Source organism: Xanthomonas sp. NCPPB 2864 (assembly GCF_056675615.1).
In genome coordinates this window covers 69,296-82,893 of the sequence record NZ_JBWWVS010000003.1, presented here as the reverse complement: position 1 = coordinate 82,893, position 13,598 = coordinate 69,296, and the positions used below count along the sequence as shown (strand labels likewise).

The following is a 13,598-nucleotide window of genomic DNA, read 5'->3' as shown; positions in this document are numbered from 1 at the left end:
CCATGATCGTCTGGATCGAGCGGCCACTTGTCCTGGCCATCCACGATCGCCAACTGGCCGAACACGGCGGCGGCAGCGGCGTGCGCGACGACGCCCTGCTCGACTCGGCACTTGCCAGGCCAAAGCAACTGCTGTCCTACGGCGAGCCGCCACCGGACCTGGCTGCGCTTGCCGCCAGTCTTGCCTACGGATTGGGCCGCAACCATCCGTTTGTCGACGGCAACAAGCGCACTGCCGCCGTCGCTTGCGAAACCTTCATCGTGCTCAACGGAGCGACCTTGGCCGCCGATGATCTGGAACTCTACGGCTTCTACATCGGCCTGGCCGATGGCTCACTCGATGAAGCGGCTTGCGCCGCGTGGTTGCGCTCACGCCTGCGCTTGCGGCATCCAGACCGCGTGCACGAATCGGCGCCGTCATATGGGTGACTGGTAGCCCGGCAAGCCTACAGTGCAGCAGCCATCCATGGCGCACATCGCTGCTCTGCCCGCTGCCACTGAAAACAGCGTCAGCGCCTAGTCCTTCGCATACACCACCCCCAGCTTGTCGATCTCCTCACCCGCGCGGCCGGTGAAACCGGCGATATGCCAGCCGCTGGGAGCGCTCAGCGTGTAGCTCTCGCTGGTCGGGCTGCCCACCTGCATGCTGCGGCCTTTGTTGGTACGCAGGCTCAGTGAGAACAGGCGGGTGCGGTCGTTGTACTTGCCCACGGTGAAGGTGGCCGAGGACAGCGTTTCGTTGGCACCCAGCGACAGTGTGGTCGCCTGCCCGCCGCTGCCGCCATGCGCGAGTAGCTTGCCGCTGTCCAGGATCACGCCGACGCCATCCAGGCGTGCACCGCCGCGCAGGGTCACGCCACTGAGCGGACGCACGCCAGGGTTGCCGGCCAGATCGTTGAACGGAACGCCATGCGGACCACCGAACTGGTCGCTGGTGCGCAATCGGTCGCCCACGGCCCATCCGAATTGCGCATGCAGCGGGTAGTGGTCGGACAGCGGCTTGCCGGCGCTGTCGTAGAAGCCGCCGCCATCGAGCTGGTAACGGTTGGCCACCAGGGTCAATTGCGGCGCGTCGCGGTACAGGATCTTGTCGACCACTTCGCAGCTATTGGTCGGCGGCGTGCCGCACAACAGCGGTGCGGCGCCGGCCGCCGGTGCTGCGCCCTTGATCAGTTCCACCCACGGATCGGTCAAACCGTTGGAGGCGATCAACTCGCGGATGTTGTCGTCGCTGCGGGTGTAGCGCGTATTGGAATCCATCATCACCAGCACCGCATTGCCGGCCGACCAGGTCTGGATGAACTGCGAGAGCTGGCCGATATTGGCGCGACGTGCGGACAGATCGCCCGCTTCGACCCCGGCATTGGGGTGCGCGTTGTAGACGTCCAGCAACACGCCGTCGGCCAGGCGCACGCGCATGTAACTGAAACCCTTCGGGGTCAGGCAGTCGGTGCCGTTGCACTGGTTCCACTTGACCCGGGTGAAGTCGTTGAAGGGATAGTTGCTGAGCGTGTTGAGCCCGTCGCCGAACGCGGCACCGCCACTGGTGGCTGTGCGGTAGGGATGCGCGTCGCCGGCGTACAGCGTCGCGTGGTAGTTGAAGTCTTCCTGCACGTTGACCAGCCCGTAAGGCGCCAGTTTCGGTGCGAGCAGTGCGGTGTTGGTGGCCGGCGTTCCGCTGGACAGGCCTTCGGGCAGGCCGGCGACGTTGTAGGTCAGTACGTCGAGTACGCCGACGTCCGTTTGCGCCTGGGCGATGCCTGCGCAGGCAAGACCGAGAGTGATTGCGAGACTGACGAGAGTACGTCGCTGGTGGAGCATAAATCGCCTCTTGCAGTGGTGAGAAACAGCGGCTGGCACGGTGGCCAGGGAAACGGCGCCGATGCGCCGATGCAACCACACGCGCCGGTCGCAGCCGGCGCGCGCGGCGTCATTCGCTCAGGTAATGCGGGTCGATCGCGGCGTCGATCAATGTCGCCAGGGCTGGTAGCGGGCAGTCGTACTCCGGGGTGGCGCTGCTGCAGCCGGGAATGAACACCGGCGATGACGGCGGCGGCGCCTGCGGTGTCAGTGCGCGGCGTTCGCGCAGTTGCGCCAGCGTCTGCGCGGTGTAGCGCAGGCGGATCACGCGCTGCCCATCGGCACGCCGCCAGCGCTCGAAGACCAAGGCGCCGCCAGGCACGGTCTGGTCGGGTTGGTAACCGGGCAATTGCCAATGCAGATCGAACATGCCGGCCAGCAGGGTCAGCGTGCCGTCGTGACCGGACAGCACCACCAGCCGTGCATCGCCACCGATCGGCGTGGCCTGCGGTGGATTGCGATTGCCACTGGCGACACTGCCTTGCTGCAGTGTCGCCAGCAGCCGCGCCGCCAGCGGCGTACTGGCCATGCGCGCCACCGTCGGCGCACGCAGGCGCAGCGCAAACTCGGCCTGATGCGGGGCGAACGCGCGCAGCAGACTGGCCTCGTCCACGCCTTGCCATCCCAACGCGGCAAAGTCCTGTCCGTCGGCCCAGCCCATCAACAGGCTTTCGCTGATGCCGGAAGCTGCCGGTGCCGGGCCTTGGACACCGGCGATTCCGTCGTGGGCGGCGCCCATGCCTGCGGGCACCGCATCCAGACGTTGCTTGCCGGCACCGGCCTGGGTCGGGTACGGCCGCTGCGCGCATTGCAGCAACAGTTGCTGCAAGCTGTCGATCGCATCGCGTTGCGCCGCATTCCAGGCGACCACATCGCCGCCGACGCGGCCGGCAATGGCCGCGCGCATCAATGCCGCCGCAGCGGGTTGTCGCAATGCCGGCGCGCCGTCGAACAGTGGATCGGACGCGTCATCGGCCACGTGGTGCACCGTGTTCGTACACCCCGGGGTGAGCGTGCTTGCCAACGCACGCGCCGAGGCGATGGTGCGCTGGGTGCGATTGGCCCAGTAGTAGACGTTGGCGCAGCCATCGTCATCGAACAGACCCAACGGCATGTAACGGGCGCGGTAGTAGGCACCGAATAATGCCTCCAGACGCGCACCGTTTGCGGTCAGGTGGCCGGCCGGCACATCGAAGCGGGGCCAGGGACGCACGGAATAGCGACCCAGTTGTTCCGGGCTGGACATCGCCGCACGCACGCCGTGGCGCTTGAGGATGACGACTTTTTCAAGCGTCTCCGACGTGGTGGCGGCAGGCGCTACCGGCGTCGCCAGGCCGGCCACGATCAAGACAAAAAAACCGATACAGCTACGAAGCAGTAATGACATGAGTGGTCTCAACACGTGATGCAGCTGTTGCACACCGCGATACGAGGCGATGTGCGGCTGGCAACAGCGCCATAGCCGAAGCCATGGCCCTTGCAGATGGCGCCTTGCAGCAAGGCGCCCGGTGGCGGCATTGGCTGCCGCCAACAAACTGGATCGGCGATCACGACGGCTGCGCTCGTCGCAAGGCCTTCATGGCGGTATGTCACCCGCAAACACAGCGCCCCAAATGCACATCGCACGTCGCTGACAACTGCTCGCCAGGTCTCCAGCCCTTGTCAAAAGCGCGCGCGCAACCCCAGCGACCAGGTGCGGCCGTAGTCGGTATAGCCGCCGAACAGGTGATTGCCAACGAACTGGCGCTGCACTTCGCCGGTGAGATTGATCGCGTTGACGAACACCGACAGCGTGTCGTTGACCTTGTAGGCGACATTTGCATCCAGGCTGCCGAACCGGTCGCTGTTGAGCGTTGCCACATTGGCAGTGCCCACCGCGTTGAGGATGTCGTCGCTCCAGCTGTAGCTGACGCGTGCCATCAACGGCCCCTTCTCGTAGAACAGCACGGCGTTGTAGGTGTTCCTGGCCACGCCTTCCAGGCTGTCGGTGAAGCTGCCGGTGCCGTCGTGATAGGTCGCCTTGCTGTCGGTCCAGGTGTAGTTGAGCTGCATGCCCAGGCCGTCCAGCGGCGACGGCAGGCCGCTGAAGACCTGCTGATACGCCACTTCCGCGCCTTGCACCATCGCCTTGCTGCCGTTGGTCTTGGACGACAGCAGATAGGTCTGGCCTTGGTAGACCAGGTTGGACATCTGGGTCTGGATGAAGCTGGAGATGTCCTTGTAGAACAGGCCGCCGGTCAGTGCCGAGGTGCCGTCGATGTACCACTCGAAGGTCAGGTCGTACTGCCATGCCTCGAACGGCTGCAGCGCAGGGTTGCCGCCGCTGGCGGTGAGGCGTTCGCCACTGGAATTGAAGGTCAGCTTGGACGACAGATCGGTGAGGTCCGGGCGCGTGATCACCTTGGCCGCGGAAGTCCGCAGCACCATGTCCTCGCGCACGTCCCAGGCCGCGTTGAACGAAGGCAGCACATTGGTATAGCTGCGCTCGAAATGCACCGGCTGTGCGCTGCCGTTGACATCGGCATGGCCATCGGTGGCCTGCTCGGTGCGCACCACGCGCGCGCCGACATTACCGCGCAGTTCGCGGCCCGCCAGCTGGGTGGCGAAGTTGCTCATCGCGTACGCCGAGGCAATCTTTTCCTGCACCTCGTAGGAATTCTGCAGGTCGGCGCTGTTGGGCGTGTTGCTCAGATCGGCGCTGGTCGGCCAATTGCCCCAGAACGCGGATTCGATCGGCGCCAGCCATTGCCGCGGCAGGTTGCCGTTGGCGTCCGACAGCATGTCGCCCACCGGTAACGCGGTGAAATAGCTGCCCGGGAAACGTACCCCGGCAATGCTGTTGAGCAGCAGGTCGGCGCGATCGTAGGTGCGCGAGCGCTGGCGGTACTTGGCGCCCACCTTGAAGTCGCGAAAGAAGCTGCCGTCGAGTGTGCGCCTGGCATCGAACTGCAGCGCGTCTTCCTTGTCGCGCGCGTCGATCTCGCGCCATTCCAGCCGGCGCCCTGCCACGGTGGCCGGGTTGGTCGGATCGAAGCCGTTGGTGAAGCTCCAGTCCGGTACGTTGTCGCCGTCGGCTTGCGGCATGTCCACGCGCATCGACAGGTTGGTGCCGCTGCGCAGACGGGTGCGCCGGATCGGATCGGAGTCGTAGCTGTGCGCCTGCGAGTGGAACGCCACTGCGCCCAGTGTCCACTGGTCGCCGCTCCAGGTGCTGGACAGGCGTGCACTGCGATTGTCGTCGGTGATGCCGGAGGTCTCGCGCGAGATCTGCACCTGGCCGTTGCGATAATCGAAGCCGGTGATACCGCCGTTTTGCACCCGCAGATTGCTCAGCTTGGCCAGGCTGTCGAAGCCCACGCCCATGCTGTATTCGTCGTAATGCACGGTTTGCCTGGCGTAGAGCAGATCCAGATTGGTCTCCCACGCCGCGCTGGGCTTCCATTGCAGCGAGGCCGCCACGCCGGTGCGCTCGCGCTCCTCCAGCTCCAGTGTCGGGCGCAGGCCGGTGGGAACGTAATTGGCACCGGGCACGCCCGGCACGCCGTTGCGGTAATAGTCCCAGCTCACCTCGTTGACGCGGTCCTGGCGCAAGGTGCGTTGCGCATATGCACCGGAGATCAGCATGCCGAAGGTACCCTCGGCATTGACCCAGTTGAACAGCCCGGAGACGCGCGGATCGTTGGCCTGGGTGCGCTGGGCCTGGCTGGATTCCAGCGATACGTTGGTCAGTGTCTTGCCCAGCTCCAGCGGGCGGAATGTACGCACGTTGACGATGCCGCCGATGGCGCCTTCGTCCAGGTCGGCGGTGGGGCTCTTGATCACATCCAGCCCGGAGACCAGTTCGGCCGGCAGCGTGTCGTAGCGGAATTGCCGCCCGGTCTGGCCGGAGGTGCGCACGTTCTCGTTGACCGCCATGGTCTGGCCGTTGAGCGTGGTGACCTGGAAATTCGGGCCCAGGCCGCGTACGCGCACGTACACGCCTTCGCCGCGGTCGCGCACGATCGACACGCCCGGCACGCGCTGCAGCGCCTCGGCCACGTTCTGCGCGGGCAGCTTGCCGATGTCTTCGGCGGCGATCACATCCACCACGCTGTCGGCGTAGCGTTTCTGGCGCAACGCGGCGCTGAGGCTGCCGGCGTAACTGCCGAGCACCTGGATGCTGTCCAGTTCCTGCACCGGCGCGTCTGCACGCGGCACCGGTGCCGTGGCGACCGCGGCCGTTGCCGGAGCCGCTGGCGGCAGGCCGGGCGCCGGCTCGGCGGTTTCGATCGTCACCGTGGTCGCATCGAGATAGCGGTAGCGCAGGCCGGTACCGTCGAGCAATTGCTGCAGGGCCTGCTCGGGTGCGACGCCGGCCGCGGTGGCGCGGGTCTGCGGGTTGCCGGCCACGCCGGCGGCATAGACAAACTGCAGCCCGGTCTGGCGCGACAGCGCATTGAGCGCGCGCGCCAGGGGCTGGGCCGGAATCGCATCGACCGCGACGGTGGCAGCAGCCGTCTGGGCGCCAGCGGTACCGGCGTGCAGGGCGAGAGCGATCGAAAGAAACAACGTACGGCGCATCGTGAAATCCAGTAGGGGAGGAAGCAATGCGCAACACCACCCGCCACGCGGGAATGCTGCGTTGTACCTGGACTACGAGCATCGACAGCAACGATCGGGCACCGTTTTTTGATGAATTTTCTGTGACATCTGCGCAGGCACCGAACGGTGCGGGCACGACGCACGGCATCTGCATCGCGCTGCGCCTTGCGTGCACGAGGACGTGAGGTCTTGCATGTGCGTGGACGCAGCCGCAGACGGCCATCGGCATGCACGCGGCGCAATGGCATCGACAACCTCATCCACTGCGCGCAGGATCAATGCATGTGGGCTACGCGCGCGATGCGGCATGCGCACGCGCTGCACGCATTACGGCGTCGTGCAGCGCCGTGGCTATCGTGTCGCCGTTACCGGCGCAGGCCGGCTGCTCACGCGCAGCATCCCCGGCGCGCTGACCACGCGCAGGTTCGGCTGGCCATCCAGGAAGGCACGCAGCGCGGCGAGATCGTCACCGCGCAGATTGCCGGTGAGCCGCAGCGCACCGGCGGCAGCATCGTCGATCGACAAACGCGTGCGGTTGAGACGATTGAAGTCTTCGGCCACCGTGGCCAGCGGCGCGTCGCGGAACACGATGCGCCGCTGCCGCCAGGCATGCATGGCGGCCACCTCTTCGCTGGCCAGTTCGATCTTGCCGGTGGCCGCATCGATCCGTGCGCTCTGCCCCGCTCCCAGGTTGGCGAGCATCGGCTGCCCATCGCGCGCGTCGCGCCAGACATGGACACGGCCCTCGGCGACCTCGATGCGTGCCTGGTGTTGATACAGGGCAATATCGAAGGTGGTGCCGATATCCTCGACACGCAGATGGCCTGCATGCACCTGCAACGGGCGCCGATCCGGCGCGACCACGAAGCTGGCCTGGCCACGCAGCAGCTGCAGGTGGCGGCTCCACGGCGTCATGGTGGCACGCAGGCTGCTTTGCCCATTCAAATGCACCACGCTGCGGTCGGCCAACTGCACGCTGCGCTGCTCGCCGTGCGCGGTGGCGTAGGTCTGCGTGCGTGGCCAGGCCCAGCCGGTCAGGATCGCCACGCCGCACAGCGCCGCGGCCAGGCCCATGCGCCAGCTGCGCATGCGTGCCCTGGGTTGGCCGTCGCTGCGGCGCGGCCGGGCAGCGGGTTGCGGTGCTGGCTGAACTTGTGACCGCAGCGGCAGTGCGATCACGTTGGGCGGCGCGGCATCGGCAGTCTTGCGCCGGTCGGCAGCAAGCAGGGCATCCACGTCCAGGTCCATGCCGCGCATGGCATCGCCCAGCTCGCCGGCCACACGCAGCACCGCTATGTATTCGCGCACATGTAACGGCGATGCGGTCAGCCATTGCAGAAAGCCGGCCTGTTGCGTCGCATCCAGCGCCTGCATGCGTTGCAGCGCATGCCAGTGCGCGGCTTCACCGACAACGCTGCGGCTCGGTAACACCGGCTTGCTCACCAGCTGTCCCCGCTGTCGGCGACCGCTCGCCTGCAGGCCGACAAGCCACGCACCACATGCTTCTTGACCATATGCGCAGACACCCCCATGCGCTCGGCGATCTGCTTGTAACTGAGCCCGTCGCGGTACTGCATCACCAATACCGCGCAGGTGCGCTCCGGCAAGGTAGCCAGCAGGGCCTGCAGGCGGTGCTGGCGCTGCTGCCGGTGCGCGGCGTCTTCCACGTCGTCGCCTGCGGCCAGCAACTGCGAAAACTGTTCCATCTCGTCGATGCGCAGTGGCGCCTGCTTGCGTCGCGCGGCCTGCTCGCGCGCCAGGTTCAGCGCCACCGTGTACAGATACGCCTCGGGATTGGCGATCGCCTCGCCCTGATCCTGATGCGCACGCAATAGCCGCAGATAGGTTTCCTGCACCAAGTCTTCGGCATCCTCGTTGGCGCCGCGACGCACGAAAAAGCCACGCAGCACCGATCCGTGCTGGGTGAACACCTGCGTCCAGGCGCGGGTGGCGTTGGCTTTCATGCGGGCGCGTTCCCCTGTGCGCTGGGCCCGCTAGCCTGGCCAATGCAGGTGACACCACGATGACGCATCGACGATGGCAGCGGCCTGCGATCAAGCGATGTCATGCGCAGCAACGCCGCCATGTTCCGCGCATGACCACGCTCAGGCTTCACGAACGCGTGAAAGAGACCTCACTCACCTACACCACACCTTGACCACGCAGGCATCAAGGTGAGGGTCCTCCTCTCAGCCATCGCCACGGGGTTCGCATGAATGCCACACCCGCCACTGCCACGCATCTGGCGCCGGCCACCGCCACTGCTGCGCCGACCTACCCGGTCAACCTGCGCATCAATGGTCAGCCTTACCAATTGCAGCTCGAAGCCTGGGTCAGCCTGCTCGATCTATTGCGCGACCGGCTCGACCTCACCGGCACCAAGAAAGGCTGCGACCACGGCCAATGCGGCGCCTGCACGGTGCTGGTCGATGGGCGCCGCATCAACAGCTGCCTGACGCTTGCAGTCATGCAGGACGGCGCCGAGATCACCACCGTCGAAGGCCTGGCCGAGGGCGAACAGCTGCATCCGCTGCAGCGTGCCTTCATCGAGAACGATGCCTTCCAGTGCGGCTATTGCACGCCCGGGCAGTTGTGCTCGGCAGTGGGCCTGATCAACGAGGGCAAGGCGCACGACCGCGACCAGGTGCGCGAGTTGATGAGCGGCAATCTGTGCCGCTGCGGTGCCTACCCGCAGATCACCGATGCGGTGATGCAGGTCATGGGCAAGCCCAGCGACAGCAGCGAGAGTGCCGCCACACCATGGACGCCAGGGACGGTGCCGGCATGATCCCGCTCACCTATACGCGCGCGGACAGCGTTGATGCGGCGCTGACTGCGCTTTCGGTGCGCGGCAGTGACCCGCACCCGGTGCCTGCCGAAGCCCCGGTGCGCCTGATCGCCGGCGGCACCAATCTCACCGACCTGATGAAGCTGCAATTGATGCGGCCGGGCAGCCTGGTCGATATCAATCGCCTGCCGCTGGACAGCATCAGTACGCTCCCCGAAGGCGGCCTGCGCCTGGGCGCACTCGCACGCAATGCCGACACCGCCTATCACCCGGACGTGGAGACGCACTACCCCTTGCTGAGCGCGGCGATTCTGGCTGGCGCCTCGCCGCAGATCCGCAACATGGCCAGCAACGGCGGCAACCTGCTGCAACGTACGCGCTGCCTGTACTTCTACGACCACGCTACCCCGTGCAACAAGCGCGCACCCGGGACCGGATGCTCGGCGATCGGCGGGCTCACCACCTACAACGCCATCCTCGGCGCCAGCGCGCAGTGCATTGCCACGCACCCGTCGGACATGTGCGTCGCGCTGGCTGCGCTGGACGCAGTGGTGCACGTGCAGGGCCCCAACGGCGAGCGCGACATCCCGTTCGCGCAGTTCCACCGCCTGCCCGGCGAGCACCCGGAGCTGGACAGCACCCTGGCCCCGGACGAGTTGATCGTGCATATCGATCTGCCCGATGCACAGCGCTTCGTCGCGCACAGCGCCTACCTGAAGATCCGCGAGCGCCTGTCGTATGCATTCGCGCTGGTGTCGGTGGCGGCGGCGCTGGACCTGGCCGAGGACGGCAGCATCCGCGAGGTGCGCGTGGCCCTGGGCGGCGTGGCGCACAAGCCCTGGCGCAACCCCGACGCCGAAGCGCAGCTGGTGGGCAAACCGGCCACGGCCGAGAGCTTCGGCAGCCTGGCCGATGCCTTGCTGCAGGGTGCGCAACCGCAAGGCAACAACGCCTTCAAGCTGCCGCTGGCACGCCGCGCGATCGTGCGTGCCCTGGACGTCGCCCGCGAGGGCACCATCGACAACCGCGGGCGAACCAGCGCGCTGGAGGAAGCGCCATGAACGCACGCAGCACCGATCTACCCGACAACGACCTGATCCCGCCGGTTGCCGACAGCGGCACCGGGTATCGCCCCACCGGCACCGGCGTCACCCGCATCGACGGACGCGCCAAGGTCACCGGCCAGGCACGTTATGCCGCCGAATGGCCGGTGGCGGATCTGGCCTATGGTGTGGTGGTCAACAGCAGCATCGCCAAGGGCGAGATCGTCGCCTTCCATCTTGATGCCGCGCGTGCGGTGCCGGGCGTGCTGGAGATCGTTACCCATGAAAACCGCCCGCATATGCGCGGCATGGATGTGTTCTACAAGGACATGACCGCACCGGCCGGCTCGCCGTTCCGGCCCCTGTACGACAACAAGATCCTGTACAGCGGCCAGCCGATCGCCCTGGTGGTGGCCGACACTTTTGAAGCGGCGCGCCACGCGGCCCACCTGGTGGAGGTGGAACTGCTGCAGGACCCGCACGACACCAACCTGATGACCAACCTGGACCGCGCGCACAAGCCCAAGGCCATGAAGGCTGGTTTCTCGCCGCCGCCCAAGGACAAGGGCGAGCCGGACACCGCCTTTGCCAATGCCGCTGTCCAGGTGCAGGCCGACTACTACAGCGGCGTGGAGCACCACAATCCGATGGAGCTGTTCGCCTCCACCGTGATCCGCGATGCCGATGGCCACTTCACCATCTACGACAAGACCCAGGGCTCGCAGAACAGCCGCTGGTATGTCTCACATGTGTTCGGCCTGAGCAAGCGCAAGGTCACCGTGCGCAATCCGTACGTGGGCGGTGCCTTCGGTTCCGGGCTGCGCCCGCAGTATCAGTTGCCGCTGGCGGTGATGGCGTCGATCCTGCTGGACCGCTCGGTGCGCGTGGTGCTGACGCGGCAACAGATGTTCACTTTCGGCCATCGCCCGGAGACATTGCAGCGGCTCAAGCTCGGCGCCGACCGCGACGGCAGCTTGCGTGCGATCTGGCACGAGGCCATTGCCGAGACATCGCGCATCGAGGATTACGTCGAGGTGGTGGTCAACTGGAGTGGGCAGCTGTATGCCTGCGACAACGTGCATCTGGGCTACAACCTGGTGAGCCTGGACCAGTTCAGCCCGATGGACATGCGCGCACCCGGTGCCGCACACGGCGTGCATGCGCTGGAAGTGGCGATGGACGAGCTGTCCTATGAGCTGGGCATGGATCCGCTGGCGCTGCGCCTGAAGAACTATGCCGAGGTCAACCCGGCCGACGACAAGCCCTACTCCACCAAGGCGCTGCGCGCGTGCTACCAGCAAGGTGCCGAACGCTTCGGCTGGGCGCAGCGTCCGCTGCAGCCGCGTGCACGCAAGGAAGGCAACGAGTGGGTCGGCTGGGGCATGGCCACCGGTCAATGGGATGCGATGCAGATGTTTGCGCGCGCGCATGCGGTGCTGCACGCCGATGGCCGGCTGGTGGTGAGCAGCGCAGCCAGCGATATCGGCACCGGCACCTATACGGTGATGGCGATGATCGCGGCCGAAGCACTGGGCCTGCCGCTGGAACAGGTCACTTTCCAACTCGGCGATTCGACTCTGCCGGTCGCACCGATCGAAGGCGGCTCGTCGCATGTGACCACGGTGGGCTCGGCGGTGGATGGGGTGTGCGCGAAGCTGCGCGCGCGGTTGCTGCGCCTGGCACAGGCGTTGCCGAACTCGCGCTTTACCAAGGCCAAGCTGGACGAGGTGGTGTTTGCCGATGGCACGCTGGCATTGCGCGCCGATGCCGGCACCACCATTGCCTTGACCGAATTGTTGCGTGCAGCAGAACTGGAACAGATCGAAGACAAGTTCCTGCTGCTGCCCAATGTGCTCAAGCAACGCAAGTACACCCGTGCCACCCACGGCGCAGTGTTCGTGGAAGTGCGGGTGGATGAAGAGCTGGGCACGGTCCGCGTCACCCGCGTGGTCAGCGCGGTTGCAGCCGGGCGCATTCTCAACCCGATCACCGCGCGCAGCCAGATCGTCGGCGGCGTGGTCTGGGGCATCGGCCAGGCGCTGCACGAACACACCCAGTCCGATCACCGCTTCGGTCGTTTCATGAATCACGATTTTGCGATGTATCACGTCTCGGCCAATGCCGACATCCACGACATCGACGTGATTTTCGCCGACGAGGACGACCGCATCGTCAGCAGCCTGGGCGCAAAAGGCGTGGGCGAAATCGGCCTGGTCGGTGTTTCGGCGGCGATCTGCAATGCGATCTTCCATGCCACCGGCAAACGCATCCGCAGCACCCCGATGACGCCGGACAAGGTGATGGCGGACTGAGACCTGCACTTGCAGGTGCCTACGCCCTATCAGGTAGAGCGATCTGCCTGAGGGCGGACGCTGCGGCGTGTTATCACTGCAGCGTCCGCGGCAACCGCAGGCGCGACACTCAGATCAGCCGCGTGTCGGTGGTGCCGAACCGGCGCAGACGGCGCGTCCAGCTGATCAGTGGATGTGTCTTTCGGAGAGTCCAGCGTTAGCGGCACGAAAGTGCCGCTGGTGGTCGAAGCAGAGAGTCCAACAAATCATCACGTGCACTCAGGTGCGCGTGGCCGCCAGAAAATGCGCGCGGTCCTGCTGGGTACGGCGGCGGATCTCCGCCAGTGCATCGTTCTCGGTCGCTTCCAGCATGGATTCGAACAGACGCTGGAAGTGGTTGCGCATGGCCGTGCGTGCCGCGACCGGGTCGTGTTGCTGTAGGGCCTGCAGGATGGCGGTGTGTTCGTCCACACGGGTGGCGCCGTCGTCGTGGCAGACCCGCGCATACACCTCGCGCACGCGCGGCAATTCGTTGCGCATGCGCCAGATCAGCTGCACGCAGTGCGCCACCACCGGGTTGCCGCTAATCCGCGCGATCGCCAGGTGGAAGGCGCGGTCGTAGTCGGCAGCGGCCGCATCGCTGAGCCCCGGTGCGGACAGCGCCTGGATCATGCCGTTCAACTCATCCAGCTCCGCATCGGTGATGTGGCTGGCGGCCAATGCGGCCGCCTCCGCCTCGATCACCGCGCGCGCGGCAGTCAGCTCGAACGCGCTGACATCCGGCAACGCGCCCTCGTCCGAGGCCAGGCGTGGCTTGACGTACACGCCCGAGCCGATCTTGATCACGATTCGGCCCTGCGCTTCCAGCGCGATTTCGGCCTCGCGCACGGTGACGCGACTGACGCCGAAGCGCTCGGCCAACTCGCGCTCGCCCGGCAGGCGCGAGCCGACCGGGAATTCGCCCGTGTCGATCAGCGCGCGGATCTTGGCGGCAACGGAGTGGTACAGGCGGTTTTCGGACATCGGCGACTCAAAC

At 66.3% G+C, this 13,598-nt stretch carries 11 protein-coding genes; 5 read left to right on the top strand and 6 right to left on the bottom strand.

Going from position 1 to position 13,598, the window contains the following annotated elements; all coding sequences use genetic code 11:
* Positions 1–2: 2 nt before the first annotated feature.
* Positions 3–428, top strand: coding sequence for a type II toxin-antitoxin system death-on-curing family toxin (locus tag AC1KVE_RS08715; RefSeq protein WP_104568814.1), 426 nt, complete (start codon positions 3–5; stop codon positions 426–428).
* Between the two features lie 87 nt (positions 429–515).
* Here AC1KVE_RS08715 and AC1KVE_RS08710 read toward each other — a convergent pair whose 3' ends face one another.
* The 3 genes from AC1KVE_RS08710 to AC1KVE_RS08700 all read right to left on the bottom strand — a co-directional run bounded on the left by AC1KVE_RS08710 (position 516) and on the right by AC1KVE_RS08700 (position 6,419).
* Positions 516–1,820, bottom strand: a complete 1,305-nt coding sequence (locus AC1KVE_RS08710) for a jacalin-like lectin (RefSeq protein ID WP_481092759.1) — start codon at positions 1,818–1,820, stop codon at positions 516–518.
* Between the two features lie 109 nt (positions 1,821–1,929).
* Positions 1,930–3,246, bottom strand: a complete 1,317-nt coding sequence (locus AC1KVE_RS08705) for a histidine-type phosphatase (protein WP_481092758.1) — start codon at positions 3,244–3,246, stop codon at positions 1,930–1,932.
* Positions 3,247–3,521: 275 nt separating this feature from the next.
* A complete protein-coding gene (locus AC1KVE_RS08700) occupies positions 3,522–6,419 on the bottom strand; it encodes a TonB-dependent receptor (protein WP_481092757.1) in 2,898 nt (965 codons plus the stop codon).
* A gap of 26 nt (positions 6,420–6,445) precedes the next feature.
* On the opposite strand from AC1KVE_RS08700, the gene AC1KVE_RS08695 reads away from it, so the two are divergent.
* Positions 6,446–6,625, top strand: a complete 180-nt coding sequence (locus AC1KVE_RS08695; RefSeq protein WP_167708576.1) for a hypothetical protein — start codon at positions 6,446–6,448, stop codon at positions 6,623–6,625.
* A 166-nt stretch (positions 6,626–6,791) separates the two neighbouring features.
* On the opposite strand, the gene AC1KVE_RS08690 is transcribed toward AC1KVE_RS08695, so the two are convergent.
* Positions 6,792–7,883, bottom strand: a complete 1,092-nt coding sequence (locus tag AC1KVE_RS08690) for a FecR family protein (RefSeq protein WP_481092756.1) — start codon at positions 7,881–7,883, stop codon at positions 6,792–6,794.
* Positions 7,880–8,404 carry an RNA polymerase sigma factor gene (locus tag AC1KVE_RS08685; protein ID WP_065031907.1) on the bottom strand — a complete coding sequence of 175 codons (525 nt, stop codon included), beginning with the start codon at positions 8,402–8,404 and terminating at the stop codon, positions 7,880–7,882. Before AC1KVE_RS08685 ends, AC1KVE_RS08690 begins: the two co-directional genes overlap by 4 nt.
* A gap of 248 nt (positions 8,405–8,652) precedes the next feature.
* Here AC1KVE_RS08685 and AC1KVE_RS08680 point away from each other — a divergent pair, with 248 nt between their 5' ends.
* From AC1KVE_RS08680 to AC1KVE_RS08670, 3 genes are read left to right on the top strand one after another with little or no spacing between them, the layout of a single operon-like run.
* Positions 8,653–9,228, top strand: a complete 576-nt coding sequence (locus tag AC1KVE_RS08680) for a (2Fe-2S)-binding protein (RefSeq protein ID WP_024938641.1) — start codon at positions 8,653–8,655, stop codon at positions 9,226–9,228.
* On the top strand, positions 9,201–10,289 hold the full coding sequence (locus AC1KVE_RS08675; protein WP_481092755.1) for an FAD binding domain-containing protein: 1,089 nt from the start codon (positions 9,201–9,203) through the stop codon (positions 10,287–10,289). Before AC1KVE_RS08680 ends, AC1KVE_RS08675 begins: the two co-directional genes overlap by 28 nt.
* Positions 10,286–12,583, top strand: a complete 2,298-nt coding sequence (locus AC1KVE_RS08670) for a xanthine dehydrogenase family protein molybdopterin-binding subunit (protein WP_126967031.1) — start codon at positions 10,286–10,288, stop codon at positions 12,581–12,583. Before AC1KVE_RS08675 ends, AC1KVE_RS08670 begins: the two co-directional genes overlap by 4 nt.
* A 258-nt stretch (positions 12,584–12,841) precedes the next feature.
* On the opposite strand, the gene AC1KVE_RS08665 is transcribed toward AC1KVE_RS08670, so the two are convergent.
* Positions 12,842–13,585, bottom strand: a complete 744-nt coding sequence (locus tag AC1KVE_RS08665; protein ID WP_481092754.1) for a FadR/GntR family transcriptional regulator — start codon at positions 13,583–13,585, stop codon at positions 12,842–12,844.
* Positions 13,586–13,598: the final 13 nt, after the last annotated feature.